Genomic DNA, 18,917 nt, shown 5'->3' with positions numbered 1-18,917 from the left:
CTTCTCCCTATGCCTCCGTTCCCGCTTAAGCCTCCGATAGATTGACCCCTTCGTCCAGCGCCTCCCGGGCCGCCTGCTTCGCTCTCTCGAAGTCCGACTCCAGAATCGCCGCCGGCAGGTCGACCAGCTTGGCATGGAAGCTGCCCATCAAACGCCGGGTCCAACGAACCTGCACGAATACGTCCAAGATATTCATCGCTGTCTCGTACAGCCGGATCAACGCTTTGTTGTCAGCCACGCGGAAAATAAACAGAAGCATATAGCCGGCAATCGTCTCGTATTCGATCACGTCCTGCCGTTCGAAGGCCGCCTGGACCTCGTCCGCGTACTGGGCCAATTGAGCTCGATTCGACTCGTTCCACTTCTCGCGCGAATAATCGATCGCGATCCGAATCAGCTCCAAGGCGACCCGATTGTATTCCTCGATCTCCTTCTCCGAGAACGTCTTGACCACGGTTCCCCGTCTCGGAAGCCGCTCGACAATGCCGTCTATCTGAAGCAAATAGAGCGCTTCGCGTACCGGAGCGCGGCTCGTGTTCAATTCGCGGGCGATGTCTTCCTCGACGATCTTCTCCCCCGCCTTGATCTCCTTGGCGATGATTTTCTTCAAGATCATCTTGTAAATCTGCTGTGGGAGCGACTCCCCGAATTCGTGAGTATCTACTCGATTCACCATTGTCCCCGATCCCATCTTCCTATAGTCGCTGCATCAATCAGGCACAGTCCCCCATCCTCTATTCTCGGGGGAACTGCGCCTCGTTAAAATCCTAATGCCTCTTTTACTTCCGGGAGGGCTCCACCTTCGCCGTCTTGTGCAAATACCGAACGAGAGTCAGCAAGCCCTTGTCGAAGTTAACCAGATTCAAGTGCTCATCCGGCGCATGCAGGTTCTCGTCCGGGAGGCCGAAGCCCATTATCACGACGGGGGCTTCGACCACGCGGGAGAAGGTGGCTACGACCGGAATCGACCCGCCGTCCTTCGTGAACACCGCGCGCTTGCCGTACACTTCTTCGTAAGCGTCGGCGGCCAGTTGAAGCATCGGATCGGAAGGATCGCACGTGAAGGCGTTCGCTCTCTCGCCTTGCTCGACGCGCACCTTCGCTCCCTTCTGGACGTTCGCCTTCAGATGGCTCTCCACCCGGTCCAGCGTCTTCTGCGGATCCTGGGTTCCGACGAGACGGCAGGTAATCTTGGCGTGCGCTTCCTTCGGAATGACGGTCTTCGTTCCTTCTCCTTGGAAGCCGCCCCATACTCCGTTCAGCTCCAGCGTCGGCCTTGCGCCGGTGCGCTCCGTGAACGAGAAGCCTTCCTCGCCATAGAGAGCGTCGAGTCCGAGGTCTGCCGCCAGCTTCTTCTCGTCCGGATTGTAGCTGGCCAGATCGGCTTTCTCCAGGTCCGTCAGCTCCGGCACTCCTTCATAGAAGCCTTCGACCGTCACCCTCCCCTTCTCGTCGTGCAGGGTGTCCAGTAGCGAGATAAGGGCATGAAGCGCATTAGGAACCGCCCCTCCGTACAGTCCGGAGTGCAGGTCCGTCTTCGCCGTCGACACCGTTACCTCCAGCGAGCACAACCCGCGCAGCCCCGTGCAGATCGACGGCTTGCCAGGCTCCAGCAGCGAAGAATCGGAGATGATGACCGCATCCGCCGCCACCTTCTCCTTGTTCGCCTTCAGGAACTCGGGAAGGCTCTCGCCGGAAATCTCTTCTTCCCCTTCGATGCAGAACTTGATGTTGACCGGAAGCTCGCCTTCCTCGCGGAGAATCGCCTCCACCGCTTTAATATGAAGGAACAGCTGGCCTTTATCGTCCGTTGCGCCGCGGGCGTACAGCTTGCCGTCTCGAATGTCGGGCTCGAACGGAGGCGTCGTCCATAGATTCAGCGGGTCGACCGGCTGAACGTCGTAATGTCCGTATATCAACAGAGTCGGACGGCCGGGAGCCTTCATGCGCTCCGCGTAGACGATCGGATGCCCCTTCGTCTCCAGGATCTCCACCGTCTCCATTCCCGCGCGCTTCAAGGCGTCCGCCAGCCAGCTTGCCGCTGCTTGGATATCTTTCTTATGTTCGGAGAGGGCCGAGATGCTGGGAATGGACAGCCATTCCTTCAACTCGCTCAAGTGCTCCTCCCGCTTGTCGGCGAAATATCGTTCATAGTTGCTCAACGCGCTTACCCCTTTCACCTTGCCGATCTCTTCATCGATTTTACCACTGTTGCGCTTGCGATGCGACTCTCCAATCACCCCTGGCTGGGCATTCGCATACAATATTTCCAAGTTACGCTTGAACGATCGGAGGTTAATCCAATGAGCTTGCCTGTTGCCGAGCGTTCCGAGCCCACCGTCATTTATCGGCCGGAGCCCCAATTGGTTCAGCACCTGAAGTCCCTGCAAGATCATGTCCACCGCCTCTGCCTGCCGCATACGCATAAGCTGGTCAAGGTGGAGACGACGGACGGCGACGTGTTCGAAGGCCATATCGCCCATTGCGACAAAGGAATCCTTTACCTGAGGCTGTCGACGGAAGGGCACTCCCGAGCCTTTTTCCCGGGTGCCTTTCCTGCCGCCAATCCCTACAGCAACTTCGTTCTTCCGCTTGTTTTGTTTAATTTGCTGACCATCTCTTTGTTATAAAAAAGTCGACGCCTAAGCCGCAACGTGAATGGAAGCAACGATATCCGAAACCCGACGAGGAGTGAATTGGTTTGGCCTTTATGCCTCCGTTTGGGCCTGTTGGCCCTCAATTGCCGCCATTCGGCGGGCCAGGGACCCCGCCGCCTCCTGCCCCGCCAATCGGCGGGCAAGGAGCCCAGCCCCCTACCGCACCGCCGCCTCTATCTCCCCCGCCGAAGCCCGCCGCTACCCCGCTTGCAGTCGACCCCGGAGCGATCTCCTTCTGCTTGTTCCGCAACACCTACATCTGGCCGACCTTCGGACCCGGGTTCTGGTTCTACCCCGTCTTCGTCGGCCGCACTTCGGTCTCCGGCTTTCGCTGGACCGGCAGGAACTGGGTGTTCTCCGGCCTTGACCTGAGACAAATTTCTTCCTTCAGCTGTTTCTAATAGGAAATTCGGTATATTCATCCTCCTCAGAATCTTTCTGGGGAGGATTTTCTTATGTATGTCATCTTGCGCAACAATCCAAAAAAGTATTGATATTGATAATGAGAATTGTTATCATAAACTCCATTGAACGAGGAACCGATACAAACAAGATTCTAGGGGGATTCACTGTGCTTACACGCAAAGGTAAAAAAAGAGCTGCCGCAGCGGCGGGGCTGCTCGCGATCGCGACCGTTCTCGGCGCATGCGGCAACAATAACAATAACGCGGGGGAATCGCCGTCTCCAAGCGCATCGGCGCCGGCTTCCGCCGCCGCTTCTCCATCCGCTTCCGAGTCCGCTCCGGCGGCGGACCGCACTTTGACCGACGCTCTCGGCAACAAGGTGACGATCCCCGCCAATCCGCAGCGCATTATCGCTTCCTACCTGGAAGACAACCTTGTCGCGCTGGGCGTTACTCCGGCCGCTCAATGGTCGGTGCCGAACGGCATTCAAGATTACCTCCAGAGCAGCCTCAAAGACGTACCCAAGATCTCCTACGACCTGCCCTTCGAGGAAGTCGCCAGCTTCTCGCCGGACCTGATCATCATGGATTCCGCTTCTCTGGTCGAAGGCGATAAGTACGCCCAATACAGCAAGATCGCTCCCACTTATGTCGTCGGCGCGGAGGAGAACAACGACTGGAGACAGGAGCTTCTGAAGGTGGGCGAAGTTCTCGGCAAGAGCTCGGAAGCCCAGCAGGCGCTGGACGGCTATGACGCCAAGGCGAAGGATGCGAAGGAGAAGATCCAAGCGTCCATCGGCACGCAATCCGCCGCCGCGATCTGGCTCGTCGCCAAGAACTTCTACATGGTCAGCGACGACCTGTCCGCCGGCGCCGTGCTGTACGGCGATCTCGGCATGAACGTTCCGAATCTCGTGAAGGAGATCTCGGCGGAAGGGACGGGCAACTGGCGGGCCGTCTCGCTCGAGAAGCTCGCTACGCTGGATGCGGATCATCTCTTCCTGATCAACAGCGACGGCGCGGCTAGCGAAGAGCTGAAGAGCGCGGTCTGGCAGAACATTCCGGCGGTCAAGAACGGGCACGTCTACGAGTTCGGCCCGGAGACGAGCTGGCTCTATACGGGTACCATCGCCAACAGCCAGATCATCGACAACGTCCTGAAGAGCGTCGTCAAATAAGCCCCTCCCCATGAAGCCGAGGCTGCATTAAGACGCAGCCTCGGCTTCTGTCGTTCCACGAGAAGCAATCGGCGATCATCCATTCGGCACGCTAGATTAAGAGGAAGATAGGGCGAATCGCTCCTACTCATTCGATCTATTCCCCAATTATTCGACTTTATTTTCTTTTTTTCGATAAACCATGCAACTTCCGTCTTGGTTCCAGTGTTTACATGGTGAATTCAATGATGATTGGAGGAGTTCCCCATGTCCAGCTTGCAGCCGCTTCGCCGCCCGTTGCTTATGACCTTTATGATCGCCGCCCTTGCTTTCTTCTGGGCTTCGCCAATCGCTCGGGCCGCGACAATGCCGTTAACATCCGCGCCTCCGGTCGAGGTCATCCCTTACACATCCTATACGGGATATACGTACCTCTCGTATTCGAATGTAGGAATGACGGATAATGGCAACCAGACGTCGAAGATTAGCGCGGTTACGCAATCGAAGTCCGTCGTCTCCGAATTGGGAGCGGTCATTCAGCTGCAACGATGGACCGGCTCGGATTGGGTAGATATAGGGTCGGCCGTCACGATCAAGGCAGCCAATAGCAGCAACTTCTCGGACTTTGCCAACCTATCGACCCCTTCCGGTTACTATTATCGCGGCAAGGTTACTCATTATGCGAAGCAAGGAGCCACGACCGAGTCGGCCGTGGCCTATACGAGCAGCCTGCTTGTCGGCTAAGGCGATCCTAGAAGCAGAGAGGCCGTGCCCGCAGCGAATCGATTAGCTGCAGGCACGGCCTTCTCTCTATTGGATTCCTTTGCCGATCTCGATCAGCTCATCGCGTTGCAATTGACCGACAATCGCGATTCTCCAGCTTCCGGTCACCCATTCCAGGCTCGAGGTTCCATCCAATGTGATGAAGAGAAACGCTTCATAGCCATGGATTTTCAGCTTCTCCAACGTCCCGTCTGTTTCCTTGTATTCCGAATTGAAGACTTCATTCTTTTCTCTTTTGAACGTCATGATCGTAAACAGGCTCCCTGCGTCCGATTGATAGATCCCAGTCGCCATTAGAAGAGCCCCGCTCTTGGAGTCGAATTTGGCTTCTACCTTAAGAAGCTTGTAGCCTTCCGGAATCGTGGAGTTATCCGGAGCTATCCCGTCGTACAACGATCGGATTTCTTCCCATCCGGAGAAGTTCTCGGAACGGGGCCGCGAATTCGGAACTTCCATTCCTTCCGGAATGCCATCCGAATTAACCAATGGAGGAGCTTCAAATTCCGGGGGAGGCGCCGTCTTCGCATCGATCTCCTTGCCGGACGAAGACCCGAAGATGACCTTGACCACTCCACCCGGTAACGACTTGACTTCCTGGAAGAACGGACTGAACGCATCGGAAGCCATGGGGGTACCGAAAAGAAGCGCACCGAGCAGGAAGGAAAACGCGATCAGCGGCAAGCTTCTCAGTCGATTTCTCCGGGTACGGCGCTTCCTTAATGCTCGTTGCGTCTTCTCCCATAACGGGTCGGAGCTTGGCGCGAGGGTCTGCTTCTTGGCAGCTTCAGCGAACGCGGCATCGAACAGGTTATCGAATTCGTCTTGCATCCGCTTGCTCCCCCCACAACTTAACGAATCTCTTCTTCACGGCTTCTCTTGCCCGATGGAGCTTATGCTTGACCGTGGACTCGTTCGTATCCAGCATAGCCGCCATCTCTTTGTAACTGAGCTCCTGCTTCCATCTCAACTCAATGAGCGCTTGGTATTCGGGCTTCAGCTCTTGCAGACATCGGCCGATCTCTTCCGTCATGATCTTCAGCTCGATCTCCGATTCCGTCGAGCCCATCGGGCTGACGAAGACCAGGTTGTCCAGAAAAACCGTACGGTCATCGGCCATCTCGTCTCGGATTTTCCGATTTCTCTTTAGATATGTATAGACTCGATTCTTGACCACCGTTCGAATCCAGCCTTTAAACTTGACTTCGCTATCGATCGAAGGCATCTTCTTCAGAACGTGGAGGAATGTTTCTTGAATGAGGTCCTCCGTCGTCGCATGGTCCTTCACCAGATAGATAATTAACCCGTAGACAAGCTCATAATACTCCCGAAAGATCTCCTTCTGGATAGATGGGGACATCCCCTCGAAGTCCTCCGCCATGAGGAGCATAAGTGGACTCGCCATTCCGATAGATGCTCCCTTCCGCCTGACCGCCAAGTTGCCTATTACCTAATCTCACATCGCCCTACTATAGAATTATACATGATCCTTTTGTCTTATGTTGTATCTATTTATTCCAAAATGACAAAAAGAATAGGGGGCGCTGAGGCATGGCATTCTTGGCTTGTCTGCTAGAAGGCGGAGAGCATTCTATATCAGGGCCGCTTGTTTACCGGCGACTCTCCGAAGGACGGTCAGCGCCGCTGTTCTCGTTACTTCCGGGCTCGCGTCGCGGACGGACTTCTGAATAACGGTGACGATATAGTTGCGATGACTATAGATCCCGATATCCACATGCGCGGCAGTCGAAGAAGCCGGATCTCCGGCAGAGGAGAGACCGTTCCAGCATAGCAGTTCCTCTCCCAGATCATATTCGCTATAGGCAATTCGGATAGACAATTCAATAGACAGGTCTGCGTTCTTATAGACAACCATTCGTTGGGCGGCTCCGCTTACATCGGCGACCTTGAACGGGAAACCCGGAATCGTATCGTCATCCCACCGGATCGGCTTCTCCTCCGGTTTCCCGTTCCGCCTCTCGCCTAATTCTTGATTATTGAACAGCGCAGGATTCCTCTCCATCGGCTCAACTCTGCTCCTTATCGATCGGTCTAACTAATTAACCCCCTTAAACGATCTTTGGTTGCACTCTATTTTATCCTTGAAATAATCGGAACAGCTCTCGTTTATGCGCATACAGCAGCAAGGCGAAATTCCCTGCCCAGATCCATAGAAGGGTTGCCTCTCCGCTATGTTTGATTAGAAAGACCAGGAGCAGAAGCATGCCCAGAACGACTTGCAGGGCGTTCACCTCGGAGGACATCGAGCGGCCGCGATGAACAAAGCGGAACAATACCCATAGAATAGCCAGGATAATCGCGTAGGCCAGCGAAGCCGAGAAGTCCGTCAGGGCGCTCCACACGCCGAACGTAACCGCGATCCCCTTGCCTCCCTTGCCTCCGAGGAACGGGGAGAAGCAATGGCCGACGATAGGAGCCAGCGCGATCAGGAACAGCTTGATTCCGGAAGGGTGCGTCGTATGCTGGAGAATCAGGACGGCCAGATAGCCTTTGAGAAAGTCCAGGGCGATTCCGGCCAACCCGTACGAATAGCCTGCTGCGTTCCATAGGTTGGCGCCGCCGGGGTTGCCGTCCCCGATCTGCTTTAGATTGTGATGAGCGTGCAGACCGAGCCAATAAGAGAACATGAGGGAACCGGATAGAAAGGCGATCAACGTCCAGAGGATGATCATCGATTCTGTTTGCCTCCTATCTCTATGTTTCTGCCTTTCCATGCTACGCTTCCTACGAAGATCACCCGGAACAACGAGTACAGCATGATGAACAGGAAGAATGCCGTGCTTAAGAGATGGATGAGAGGAACCAGCCGGCCGAAGCGTCCCGTGTAGCGAACGAAATAGAGGATCTGCAGCGTGAATAGGGCATAGCCGATGAAGAACGGCCAAGCCCAGGAGAAGAAGGCAAGGAACGGAGCCGCTTCGGCCGCCAGCAAGCCGATCAGCCAAGCCGCCACCAGCAAGGTCGTCTGCGGCTTCAGCATTCCCGTGCTCAGCACGGCTCCTTTGCCCCAGCCTTGGACGGCGCTGCGTATCCCGCCGGGGTACATGCGGAACGAGACGAGCCCCGCTCCGATGAAGTTGGAGACTCGAACTCCCGCTTGCTTGAATCGTCCCCCCAGGGTCAGGTCGTCGAGAAGCTCGGAGCGGACGGACTCGTGCCCCTTGGCCTTCTCATAATCCGCGCGGGTAGCCAGAATGCAGGAGCCGTACAAGCCTTGCCGCGGATTGCGCTTCTCGAACGGCGACGTGAACGCGAAGATTCCCAAGATGTTGATGAGCAGCGCCAGCCTCTCGTATCCCTTCTCCGTATGGTGATAGGGAACGACCGATAGAACACCTCCCCTCTGCGTTTGAACGGCCAACAGAGATCGAAGAGCATCAGGAGCCAAACGAACATCGGCGTCTAGGAACAATAGATGATCGCCGGTGGCCTGCCGGTATCCATTCCATACCGCCCAGTTCTTGCCCGTCCATCCAATCGGCAAAGGCGGCGCTTCTATGACCGTAACCCCGAAGCTTTCGGCGATGGCTCGGGTCCGGTCCGTCGAGAAATCGTCGATGACGATGATCTGATGAGGCTGCAAGGATTGGCTCCGGAGAGAAGAAAGCAGATGAGGCAGATTGCCTTCCTCGTTCCGCGCGGGGATGATGACGGAGACCTTAAGCTTATCGAGCCCCGGAACCGGAGAAGACTGGATTGGAACGGTATTCCGATGAAACAGAACGAAGCCCGCCATGCAGGCAAGCGCAATGAGGAACAAGAGCACCATGAGAATCGCCTCCCGGTTGCTACATTGTATGTTAGAGAGATTTCTATTATTGCTGGAGTATTGCTGGAGTTCTGCTGGAGTTCTGGGAAAACGCGCTCGGCTTCCATGGACGTCGATGGCGCTTGATGCGGCGCGTTAGGATTGGATTGGATCTGATTCGGATCGGATGAAGGATATCACCCCTCCGCCCTCGCCTACATACTGTGGAAGATAATCCTGATGGGGGGATGCTCTCGAATGAATAGACTGCCCGCCTCGATCTCCCTGCCTCAAGACGCCTCCGGCCATTCCCTCTCGAACGCGGAATGGTGGTACGCCTATGCGTTGCTGAGCGGGAGCCAAGGGCATCGCTATGCGGTGATGGCCTCCTTCTTCCGCGTCGGGGAATTGGTCGCGCCCAAGGGCCACTATATGATCCATTCGCTCGTTCAGCTGGATCGGGAACGCTTCGATTGCGCCTCCCTTCTGGATAGAATGCTTGCCTATCAGATGGCTTCCCTCTATCTTCCAGTCTACCTCATGAAGAATCCGCTGGATAGCCATACCTGGGGACAATATAAACAGCTGCTGACCGCTTCCTTGCCCGAACCGCATCAACTGCTTCCCGGAGCATCCGTACAAGCCCGTCCGACCCACGTGATCTACGGCGATTGCGGCATGGCCTTCGCGGACGATTCGAGCCCGAGCTTCCAATTGAAGCTGACATCGGGGAATCATCGGCTTCGGCTGAACTTCGAGCCCATGAAGCCGGTCTCCCTCATCGACGAGAAGGGCAAGATCAACGGACTTCGCTATTATTCTTCGACCCGCAATGTCGTCACGGGAGAACTGCACAAGGAGGGGCGCATGGAATCGGTTCAGGGAGAAGGCTGGTTCGATCATCAATGGGGGCGCAACTACGGCCTGCTTCAGGGGGAAGGCTGGGATTGGTTCGGCCTTCAGCTTCGTTCCGGACAGGAGCTGTTGATCAGCCGATTGCGCTATGCGAACGCGAAATCCGAGCCTTACTCCATCGCGAAGCTCATCCGGCAGGACGGCTCCATCGCCACGACGGAGAAGGTGGAACTGAAGCCCGTCCGCACCTGGAGCGGAGGTTGGGCGAAGGCGGAGTATCCGGTGGAGTGGAGCATCCGACTGCCCGAATTCGGCATGTCCCTAAGCGTTACTCCGCTGCTGGATCATCAGGAGATGCCGATTATCGGGCCGCTGCAAGCGATCTGGGAGGGCGTCTGCTCCGTAAGCGGAACGGCGGACACCCTGGCGGGGGACGCCGAAGCTATCGAAGGCTACGGCTTCCTCGAGCTGGTCGGTTATCCTCAGAAGTAACTGGAAGCAACCGGAGGCGGCATCATTGCAACGCAAGCATAACAGCCTCCCGAGAACTCGGGAGGCTGTTATGCTTGCTGTCCAAATTCTCTCTAGTGCGACTAGCGCCGTTCCCGACTGGCCAACAGCTTCTCGACGATCGGGATATCGGCCGGCGCCCACTCGAACGAAGTCAATTCCTCGCGCTTCGCCCAGCAGCAGGCGTCATGATCCGTCAAGACGATGCTTCCGCCCAGCCATTTCGCGCGGTAAGCCATTAGACAAATGGTGACGGCTCCGTAATCGTGCACGTTCGACCCGACTCTCTCGTACGGGAGGATATCGATGCCCATCTCCTCCCGCAGCTCGCGGCGCAGGCAGTCCTCCGGCGACTCCCCTGCTTCGAGCTTCCCGCCGGGGAACTCCCAGAGCCCCGCCTGCGACTTGCCTTCCTTGCGCCTTGCGACAAGGACAAGGCCTTGGTCATTCTCGATAACGGCAGCCGCTACCTCCAGCATATCCTGCCCCCGCTATTCCGACTTCTGAATCTTGGAAGGGTTATTGATCTTGTACGGCACCGGATGCTTCGTCAGCTTCTTGGCGGCGACCTTCGCTTCGAAGGAGATCGTGTCGCCGATCGCCAGCTCCAGCTTCTTCAGCGTATTGCTGTGGCTGGACCAGGCGGCGCCCAGTTCCAGTTCCGGCTCCAGAATCCGGACCTGCTCATAGATGACGACTTCGTCGTCGTTGTCGGAGAAGTGGTTCGGCACGGTCGTGAATTCCTGTACCGTGGCGACCATCTTGACCTTCTCCTCGGGCAATTCGAGCTTGGCCTTGCCCTTCTTCGCCTTCGGCTTATCCTCTTCAGCGGACGGCTTCGAAGCCTTTGGGGCTGCCGCTTGGACTGGCACCAGCGCCTCCTCGGGCGGTTCGGATATGTCGACGATCGCCTGCTCGATCGCCTGTTCCGCCGATGAGACCGCATCGTCGGTATCCGTCCCGGCATCGGCTTCGCCCTCGGCGCGGGAGGCGTTCTTCTGTCCGTAATTCGAAGCTTGCATCTCCTTCAGGAAGGAAGGGTGAATGCAATGCCTCTTCTTGTTCTCGAACTCGATCACCGCCGTCATCTTGTCGACGAAGCCGATGACGCTGACGGATTCATTCATGCCGTTGCCCTTATAATAGAAGCTCTTGATTCGGCTCGCTTTGCCGGACAGAAGCCCCCATTCCTTGCACTTCTCGATCTGCTCGTCCTCCGAATCGAATTCGAAGAACAGCAGCGGTTCGATGACGAACGAATAGCTCATGTCCATACCGCCTCTCGATTTTATCGGATTCCTCGTTATTCCGGCCTGGCCAGCGCAAAAATCTCGCCAAGCTTCGAATAATTGCTGCCCGCCAGCCGGCTGACCGGCTTCAGCTTCTCCGCATCGATCCGCCCGTTATGGAGCAGCTCGTCCGCGATATGGAAGCAGACGACCCTTCCGATGAGCAGGTCGCACTGAGGAGCCTCCTCTGTGCCTCCGAGCGGATAACTATGCTCGAGCACGCACTCCATGCGCACCTTCGCCTCCGCGATTCCGGGAGCCGGGACTTTGACGCTCGGCACCTCCGTCAGCCCTGCGGCCGGAAGCTCGCTCTCGTTCGCGGGGAGGTTCGCCGCCGCGGCGTTGGCCGCCTCGACGTTCGACTCGTCGGTGATGTGCACGACGAAGCTTCCCGACGACTCGGCATTGCGCGAAGTGTCCTTCGGCACGCCGTTCTTCCGCTGCACCGACACCGATATCAGCGGCGGGTTGGAGCAAACGATGTTGAAGTAACTGAACGGAGCCGCGTTCACGACGCCCTCCTCGGAGATCGTGGTCACGAGCGCGATCGGCCGCGGAAGAATGCTTCCGATCAGCAGCTTGTAGTTGTCCCGTTCGCTTTGATTCGATGGATCGATGACGGCCATATGGTTCCCTCCATGTCCTTCCCTTTGCTTCCATTGTACCTGTTTTTGGCCTTCACTAGAAGTTTCGACAAGAGCAATGGCGCCGAATGTCCAAAAAGGCACCCTCCGGAAGGGCGCCTCGTGCCGTCATTCCGATCTCCGCAATAGCGACCGTACGGTCCAGCCGGACACCCTCGCGTAACCGATGCCTTTGCCAGTCTGCGGTTAGAAGCATTATAATGGGGGAACTAACGTTCCCGGACGGGAAACGAACGAGGAGCAATCGGAATGAGCGCGCGCAAACAAGTCCCGAAGCTGGAGTCTCCGCAGATCCCGGAAGAAAGCCTTCTTCGGGAGATCCGGCTTCAAGGGTTCCAACCCGACGATCGATACGAGAAGAGCTTGTTCCGGGATGGAACGATCGAAGAGTGCGAAGCCGGAAAAGTGAGCATCGAGAAGTCGGTGTTCCGCAACGTGGCGTTCTCGGACACCTCCCTGAACGGAATCGAGTTGACGGATGTCCGGTTCGAGAAGTGCGACCTGTCCAACCTGGACCTCAGCGGCGCCATCCTTCACCGCGTCGTCTTCAAGGACTGCAAGATGCTCGGCCTCAACCTGTCCGACGCGACGGTCCGGAACGCCGTCTTCGACAACAACCTGGCGGATTACGCCAACTTCCGCTTCGCCGACTTTAAGCAGGCGGCGTTCCAAGACTGCTCCCTAAACCGTTCCGACTTCGGCTACGCGAAGTTCAAGAGCTTCGAGCTCGTACGCAACCGGCTCGATCAGGCTTCGTTCGCCGGAACGGAGCTCTCCGGCATCGATCTGAGCGAGAACGAATTCAACGGGCTCAGCGTGGATGCGGAGAGCTTGAAGGGCTGCATCATCTCTCGGGAACAGGCTTATATCTTCGCGAATCTGTTCGGTCTGGTCGTGAAGGAGTAGCTTCGCCTCCTTCCGGCCTTCCCTATCGTTAGATAATCCGCTTCTTGTACCACTTCGTTCCGCGATATCGCCAGAAGAAGATCGCTCCGCGAACGCCCCATTCGATATTCATCGCCAGCCAGATGCCGATGATTCCGTAGTCCAGCCGGATTCCGAGAATGTAGCCGAGCACGATCCGGAACAGCCACATCGAGAGCAGGGAGACGATCGAGGTGAACTTCGAGTCCCCTGCCGCCCGCAGCGCGGACGGAATCATGAAGCTCATCGACCAGAGAGGAATCTGGGCGATCGCGTTTATCAGGAAGAGCGTGAGCAGATCGTCCATGATGGCGTCCGGAGCATGGAACAGCCCTTTGACGATCGGGAAGAACAGCGGCAGCACGATCGCCGTCGTCACCACGAAGAACCCGGCGGAGATCCAGAGGAAGGAACGCGTGAACTTGCGCGCATCCTGGATATTCCTGCCGCCGATGCATTGCCCGACCACCGTCACGAGCGCGAGAGACAGAGCGCTCGAAGGAATCTGCAGCGCGCCGGCGAACGAATTGCTGATCGCGTTCGTCGCGATCGCGTACGTTCCCATCCCGACGATGAACGTCTGCGTGACGATTTTGCCCCCGTTGAAGAACATCTGCTCCGCCGCGAACGGAATGCCGATGGTCATGATCCGGCGGACCATCCCCCATTTCATGAGGAAGATATTCTTAATCCGCACCCGAAGCTCCGTGTCGATCCGGACCAGGAATACGATGGCGCATACCGCTCCCAGGTACCTCGCCACGTTGACCGAGATCGTCATGCCGAGCACGCCCATATCCAATAGCTGAACGAACAGCAGATTCAAGAGAACATAGGCTAAGTTCATAATAAGCGACAAGGTTAGGGAAGCTTTGGACTTGCCTATGCCGCGAAGCGCCCCGCACACCGCCTCGACGATCGCGATTCCGAAGAACGATGCGCAGCTGCCGAGCAGGTAGGTTCTGCCTAGCTCCATGACCTCCGGGTCCGCCGAGCCGAACAGGAGATTCATCACCGGGTTGTGGAACGCCATCATCAGAATGGCGATGACGAGCGCGAACAGCGATACCGAAGAGATCGAGCTTGCGGCCGCCTTCGGTACCATCGCCGTATTGCCGCTGCCCTTGTACTGAGCGACGATGACCGTCCCGCCGGTCGCCAAGGCCACGAAGATGCTGATGAGAAAAAGGTTGACCGAATCGACCATGTTGACCGCGCTGATCGCCTCTACTCCCGAGGAGCTGATCATGGCGGTATTCAGCAGGTTCAAGCCGATAATGAACGCCTGATCGATCAGCAGCGGAATGTACAGCGAGGTCAGCTGCCGATAGTCGAACGCTTCGCCGGTCAGATGCTTATTCAGGAACGCTTGCCGTCTGCCGACCCTTTGCCTGAATGGCGGACGGGTTCGGGTCTCGGTCTGGGCCACATCATCACATTCTTTGCATGGAGTAAAAGTCGGCTTCATGCTAACACCGCAGGGAAGGGCTGTCAACGCAGCCAGATTCCCTTGACAGACAAAGGCGGCACCTGGGAAGTGGTTTTTCCCGGGATGCCGCCCTCTACCTAACTTTATCTCACGAACATATGGTTGCCGATCTTCTTGACCAGACTTGCCGTCTTGGCCTTATTCGGTTCCAGCTTCGGATTGAAGAAGTACAGCGCGCCGGGAACGTTGTTCTCGCCGGCCAGCGCCTCCTTGGCTGCTTGAACGCACTCGCTGGAAGCCGACAGCGTCTGCAGATTGCCGTTCCGCGCCGGAGGGAATTGCCCTGCCGCGTAGATAACGCCGCTCACGGTGTCCGGGAACTTGCCGCTCTTCACGCGATTCAGAACGACGTTGGCGATGGCCAGCTTCCCTTCGTAAGACTCGTAGCCGGCTTCCACTTGGATCAGCTTGGCGAGAAGCGCCACGTCGGCCGTCGCCGGATCCATGAATTCCGGAGTGATCACCTTCAAAGTATCTCCGGCATTAAGCGCGGCGCCGATCAACGGATTGCGTGCCTTCAGCGCGGCAACGGTCGTTCCGTTCGCTTCGGCAATGCTTGCGAGCGTATCTCCGCTTTGAACGGTATAGACATCCTGCTGCAGGATAATGGACGCTTTCTCGTCGGCTTGCCAGCCGATCTTGGCATGCATGGCTTCCGTCAGGACGCGAAGCGGCAGATAGGAAGCGCCGTCGATCAGATCCGCCGTCTGGGCGATGTCATAGGCCTTGCCGTTGTAGCGAATCTCCGACTCTCCCGTGCGGAAAGCCAGCTTGTCGCCGATGTCGTTCATCACCACGACGTAGTTGGAGCCGCTGTCGTACGCGACGTGCCAATCCATCAGGGACGCCAATTCCTTAACCGGAGCATAAGTCACCCCATCGATCAGGCGAAGGCTTTGGTCCAGGCTTACTTTCTGATCTTCTATGTATAAAGTACTATTCGTTGCTGCGAATGCCGAACCCGTGCCGACAGCCAGAAGCAGCGCCAGGCTTAATACGGCCAATCGATAGAACCTATTAATGTCTGTCACTCCCTTGCCTATTCTAGTCCGAATTAACTACACTGTCGGTTATTATACAGCGTTTCCACAGGAAAATTTTGATTATTAACGATTTCTCATGGAATGCTAACGCTTCTCATGGAAGCTTGGCGGGGCTGAAACCTTTCTTGGACAGCTTGCGTTATAGTAAAAAACTGGATGGAATGTAAGCGAAAACGGAACTGGGAGTTGGGGATTATCGGGTTACAGCGCCGGATCTGCCGAACGGGAGAAGCCCTCATTCCTGACCGCATTAGGAGTAGAGGTTAATAATGAACAATATTCGGGGGTCTATCTGGAGGATGGGAGCTATCATGAATGTTGTCGGGGACGCCAGTACTAAATTAAACAATGTTAAGTATCACAGCGTGAGCTATACACTAGCCTACCTGAATCAAACGATCGAGGCCTTATCGGACCCTATGAAAGACCTGGGCATCAGCGCTGTCGAGCTTAACGAGAAGGACAATAGGGTCTTGGTTTACGTGAAGGACGTCAATGACGGAAAAATAAACCGAATCAAGAAGGTAGTTGACTCCCCCGCTATTGAGTTCAAAGAATTCGAAAAGCGATATCCCCTCGCCTTCATGGCCCGCGGGATATCGCTTTTCTCTATGCGCCATTTAGTCCGCCAAAGTAAATCCGACCTTGCGCGCTTGCCCGTCCGTCATCCACTCGCGGCTCTTGCCCTTGGAGTAGTCCGACTTCATCTCCGCTAGCAGCCGCTCGAGATCCACCTTGTTCTCGTAATGCATCTGCAGCGCGGCGGACGCGTACAGCTCGCTGAGCTGGGCGAGCGTGAAGCCTTCGGTGCGCTTGGCCGCTTGCGCGACGATCTCATCGTCCAAGAAGCGGTTCAGCCCCTTGCGCACCAGATAAGCATGGCGCAGCGATTCGTTCGGCGTCCTGACTTCGTAGGCCCGGTCGAACCGGCCCGCCCGGTTCATGAGCGCGGGATCGATCTTCTCGGGATAGTTCGTCGTCCCGATCAGGTAGATGCCGTCCTTCGAGGTCGCTCCGTCCAGCGTGTTCAGGAAGAAGGAGCGGCAGGAAGCCGGCATCGAATCGATGTCTTCGATCACGAGCACCATCGGCGCCATCTGCACCGCCGCTTCGAACACCTCTTGAATCGAGCCGCTGCTCGTGTACTCGGTGATCTGCCAGTAAGCGACCGGCGCGTTCGTGGTCGAGGAGATCGACTTCACGAGCGTCGTCTTGCCGTTGCCCGGCTTGCCGTAGAGCAGGATCCCCCGCTTGTACGGGATGCCGTACGTCTGGAAGAACGACCGGTCCTTGGAGAAAAATTCGTCGACCGAGCGATAAATCTGCGTCTTCAGCTCTTCCTCCATGAACACGTCGTCCCGGCCGACCGTGCCGTTCACGGGCTCGCGGTTCTGCTCCAGCCCGTCGCGGGTGTCCGTGAACAGCAAGATCTTCGGGTCGTTCAGCTGCCGTTCCCTCATCTCTTCAAGGAACTTCAGCAATCCTTCCTCCGAAGCGCCGAAGATCAAGTCCTCGTAGCCGAGTCCGTTCTGCGTCACCCTCGGCACCCGAGCCAACGCCACCCGATGCTCGGAATACCCGAACAGGTTGTTCCGAACGGCCGGACGAATCGTATAGCCCTTCTGCTCCGAAGCGGACTCGGAGCTGTATTCGAATACCGTTGTCTCTACGAGATCGAACAGGCTGGCCAGATGCTCGACACCGTCATATCTCCTCTTGAGGTCTTCCTCCAATCCGTTCCATACTTCATATCCGTCGTCTTGATAGTAGAGCCGGAATTCGCATCCATACCGTTCGGACAGAAACTCGATAATGGATTGGACGATGGCGATGTAGTTAAAGTAACTGTCAGGGTCGAGCGTCTCGCTTTGCGCCCTAACGAGAAAAGGCGGTTCTTTCTTCTTCAATAGCATAGTCATCTCTCTCTCACACTCCTTTGACAGCCGCCAATGGACGGCACTTGGCCACGACTGCGGCCAGCCGCGCCTGAACGACGCTGTCGATGATTTGGTCTACGTCTTTGTAAGCTTGCGGGGACTCGTCGATCAGGGATTCCAGCGCCCGATGATTCAGAACGATCTCGTCCTCCTGCCCGACGCGCATCGAGGAGGCGAACTCGTCGACGGTAACGAGCTGCTTCGTCGCGTTCCGCGAACGCACCCGTCCGGCGCCGTGGCAGATCGAATGATAATTGCGCTCGCCGTCCGGCATGCCGACCATCAGGTAGGACGCCGTCCCCATCGAGCCGGGAATCAGAGCGGGATGTCCCGTCTCCCGGTACGGCTCCGGATTGCCCTCGTGTCCGGGCGGCAGGGCGCGAGTCGTTCCTTTGCGATGAATAAGCAGAGACTGCCCGTCCTCCGCCCCTTCGCCCTCTCGTGCGCCGAAGCTCTCTTCGCAGGCGTAATTGTGCATCAGATCGTACAGCGTGCTCATCTCCGCCTGGGAGCCGAGCGTCTCCTTGAGCGCGTCGCGGACGGCGAACGCCATCAAGTGGCGATTGGCGACCGCGAAGTTAAGCGCCGAGTACATCAGGTTCGCGTACGTCTGCCCGGCTTCGCTGTCCAGCGGCGCGAAGGCGAGCTTCGGATCCGCCGTTCCCAGTCCCAGCCGGCTCATCGTCTTGGCGACGGCCGAGCCGCAGATCTGGTTGACCGATCCGCCCCAGGAACGGGAGCCGGAATGGATCATGACGACGACCTGGCCGTCCCGCAGCCCCCAGCTTTCCGCGACCTTGCGGTTCTCCTCGTTAATGCTCAGAGCCTGAAGCTCGATAAAATGATTGCCGTTCCCGAGCGTCCCCAACTGCCGGTGAGCCCGGTGCCAATACGGCAACGGAATGCGATCCAGCTCGCTCTCGTCGAACCGGAACCGACTGCTCTCCACATGGGTGAGCGAGGTCGCTTTGCGAGGCGTATAGGCATCCGGCACATACTTGCCCGGCAGGCCGTGCAATCCTTTGCGAAGGACGTCCTCCAGCCGAATGTCGGAGAAGAAGCCTCGGGCGTGGTTTTCCACCGGGATTCTCTTCTCGATCGCCTTGACCAGCTTGCGCCGAAGCTTCACATCCTGCAGGTCCTCGGCTTGCAGATTCGTCAGCTGCACTCGCATCCCGCAGCCGATGTCGCTGCCGACGATGGAAGGGGACACGAAGCCGTCCTCCGCTCGCCATACCGCCGTGGTCCCGATGCAGGTTCCGACTCCGACGTGGGCGTCGGGCGTATAGCTCATGTACCGAATATTCGGAATCTGAAGATTGTTGTTGGCCATCTCGAGCACCTTGGCTCCCATGGCATGGAAGAGATCGTCGTGGGCGAATACGTGCAGATCCCCGGCCGGGAGATCGATTCGCCGATAATAAACGGGGTTTATGTTCATGCTCATTAATTAGCTGAA

General features: G+C 57.0%; 20 protein-coding genes. 6 read left to right on the top strand and 14 right to left on the bottom strand.

The genetic code is table 11. From position 1 onward, the window contains the following. Positions 1-25 precede the first annotated feature (25 nt). Both ELR57_RS18020 and ELR57_RS18015 read right to left on the bottom strand, forming a co-directional pair. Entirely contained in the window at positions 26-676 is a 651-nt protein-coding gene (locus tag ELR57_RS18020; protein ID WP_158630058.1) for a GntR family transcriptional regulator, read from the bottom strand. Between the two features lie 103 nt (positions 677-779). Next, entirely contained in the window at positions 780-2,162 is a 1,383-nt protein-coding gene (locus tag ELR57_RS18015) for a dipeptidase (protein ID WP_126960471.1), read from the bottom strand. A 141-nt stretch (positions 2,163-2,303) separates the two neighbouring features. Here ELR57_RS18015 and ELR57_RS18010 point away from each other — a divergent pair, with 141 nt between their 5' ends. The 4 genes from ELR57_RS18010 to ELR57_RS17995 all read left to right on the top strand — a co-directional run bounded on the left by ELR57_RS18010 (position 2,304) and on the right by ELR57_RS17995 (position 4,962). Continuing rightward, on the top strand, positions 2,304-2,630 hold the full coding sequence (locus ELR57_RS18010) for a hypothetical protein (protein WP_126960470.1): 327 nt from the start codon (positions 2,304-2,306) through the stop codon (positions 2,628-2,630). A gap of 80 nt (positions 2,631-2,710) precedes the next feature. Next, the gene (locus ELR57_RS18005) at positions 2,711-3,058 is read left to right on the top strand and encodes a transporter (protein WP_238162597.1); all 348 of its coding nucleotides are present in this window, start codon (positions 2,711-2,713) and stop codon (positions 3,056-3,058) included. Positions 3,059-3,228: 170 nt separating this feature from the next. Next, positions 3,229-4,239 carry an iron-hydroxamate ABC transporter substrate-binding protein gene (locus ELR57_RS18000; RefSeq protein ID WP_238162584.1) on the top strand — a complete coding sequence of 337 codons (1,011 nt, stop codon included), beginning with the start codon at positions 3,229-3,231 and terminating at the stop codon, positions 4,237-4,239. A 246-nt stretch (positions 4,240-4,485) separates the two neighbouring features. Then, positions 4,486-4,962: a hypothetical protein gene (locus ELR57_RS17995; protein ID WP_126960468.1), complete on the top strand. Its 477-nt coding sequence runs from the start codon at positions 4,486-4,488 to the stop codon at positions 4,960-4,962. A gap of 66 nt (positions 4,963-5,028) precedes the next feature. Here the strand turns inward: ELR57_RS17995 and ELR57_RS17990 are convergent, their stop codons facing one another. From ELR57_RS17990 to ELR57_RS17970, 5 genes are all read right to left on the bottom strand, one after another. Beyond that, positions 5,029-5,829, bottom strand: coding sequence for a DUF4367 domain-containing protein (locus tag ELR57_RS17990; protein ID WP_126960467.1), 801 nt, complete (start codon positions 5,827-5,829; stop codon positions 5,029-5,031). Then, positions 5,810-6,403, bottom strand: coding sequence for an RNA polymerase sigma factor (locus ELR57_RS17985; protein ID WP_126960466.1), 594 nt, complete (start codon positions 6,401-6,403; stop codon positions 5,810-5,812). Before ELR57_RS17985 ends, ELR57_RS17990 begins: the two co-directional genes overlap by 20 nt. Positions 6,404-6,589: 186 nt before the next feature. Continuing rightward, on the bottom strand, positions 6,590-7,021 hold the full coding sequence (locus tag ELR57_RS17980; protein WP_126960465.1) for a hypothetical protein: 432 nt from the start codon (positions 7,019-7,021) through the stop codon (positions 6,590-6,592). Positions 7,022-7,094: 73 nt separating this feature from the next. Beyond that, complete coding sequence (locus tag ELR57_RS17975) at positions 7,095-7,691, bottom strand: glycerol-3-phosphate acyltransferase (protein WP_126960464.1); 597 nt, start codon at positions 7,689-7,691, stop codon at positions 7,095-7,097. Further along, entirely contained in the window at positions 7,688-8,788 is a 1,101-nt protein-coding gene (locus ELR57_RS17970; RefSeq protein ID WP_126960463.1) for a glycosyltransferase, read from the bottom strand. Before ELR57_RS17970 ends, ELR57_RS17975 begins: the two co-directional genes overlap by 4 nt. A 237-nt stretch (positions 8,789-9,025) precedes the next feature. Between ELR57_RS17970 and ELR57_RS17965 the strand changes: the two genes are divergently transcribed. Beyond that, complete coding sequence (locus ELR57_RS17965; RefSeq protein ID WP_158630057.1) at positions 9,026-10,114, top strand: lipocalin family protein; 1,089 nt, start codon at positions 9,026-9,028, stop codon at positions 10,112-10,114. Between the two features lie 101 nt (positions 10,115-10,215). Here ELR57_RS17965 and ELR57_RS17960 read toward each other — a convergent pair whose 3' ends face one another. Genes ELR57_RS17960 through ELR57_RS17950 form a run of 3 tightly spaced genes read right to left on the bottom strand, consistent with a single transcriptional unit; the run spans position 10,216 to position 12,047 of the window. Then, a complete protein-coding gene (locus ELR57_RS17960) occupies positions 10,216-10,611 on the bottom strand; it encodes a (deoxy)nucleoside triphosphate pyrophosphohydrolase (protein ID WP_126960461.1) in 396 nt (131 codons plus the stop codon). A gap of 12 nt (positions 10,612-10,623) precedes the next feature. Further along, positions 10,624-11,400, bottom strand: a complete 777-nt coding sequence (locus tag ELR57_RS17955) for a hypothetical protein (RefSeq protein ID WP_126960460.1) — start codon at positions 11,398-11,400, stop codon at positions 10,624-10,626. A 35-nt stretch (positions 11,401-11,435) separates the two neighbouring features. Continuing rightward, positions 11,436-12,047 carry a flavin reductase family protein gene (locus tag ELR57_RS17950; protein ID WP_126960459.1) on the bottom strand — a complete coding sequence of 204 codons (612 nt, stop codon included), beginning with the start codon at positions 12,045-12,047 and terminating at the stop codon, positions 11,436-11,438. Between the two features lie 267 nt (positions 12,048-12,314). Between ELR57_RS17950 and ELR57_RS17945 the strand changes: the two genes are divergently transcribed. Beyond that, positions 12,315-12,971: a pentapeptide repeat-containing protein gene (locus ELR57_RS17945; RefSeq protein ID WP_126960458.1), complete on the top strand. Its 657-nt coding sequence runs from the start codon at positions 12,315-12,317 to the stop codon at positions 12,969-12,971. A gap of 28 nt (positions 12,972-12,999) precedes the next feature. On the opposite strand, the gene ELR57_RS17940 is transcribed toward ELR57_RS17945, so the two are convergent. From ELR57_RS17940 to ELR57_RS17925, 4 genes are all read right to left on the bottom strand, one after another. Beyond that, positions 13,000-14,418 carry an MATE family efflux transporter gene (locus tag ELR57_RS17940; RefSeq protein ID WP_370452294.1) on the bottom strand — a complete coding sequence of 473 codons (1,419 nt, stop codon included), beginning with the start codon at positions 14,416-14,418 and terminating at the stop codon, positions 13,000-13,002. 143 nt (positions 14,419-14,561) lie between these two features. Continuing rightward, on the bottom strand, positions 14,562-15,509 hold the full coding sequence (locus ELR57_RS17935) for a cell wall hydrolase (protein ID WP_126960456.1): 948 nt from the start codon (positions 15,507-15,509) through the stop codon (positions 14,562-14,564). A 632-nt stretch (positions 15,510-16,141) separates the two neighbouring features. Then, positions 16,142-17,440: an AAA family ATPase gene (locus tag ELR57_RS17930; protein WP_126960455.1), complete on the bottom strand. Its 1,299-nt coding sequence runs from the start codon at positions 17,438-17,440 to the stop codon at positions 16,142-16,144. A gap of 7 nt (positions 17,441-17,447) precedes the next feature. Further along, positions 17,448-18,905 (bottom strand): RtcB family protein, encoded by a 1,458-nt coding sequence (locus ELR57_RS17925; protein WP_192896591.1) that lies wholly within the window; start codon positions 18,903-18,905, stop codon positions 17,448-17,450. Positions 18,906-18,917 lie beyond the last annotated feature (12 nt).

It is taken from the genome of Cohnella sp. AR92 (genome assembly GCF_003990975.1).
Taxonomy (GTDB): Bacteria; Bacillota; Bacilli; order Paenibacillales; family Paenibacillaceae; genus Cohnella.
The sequence above is the reverse complement of the archived record's forward strand: the minus strand, read 5'-3'. Positions and strand labels throughout refer to the sequence as shown.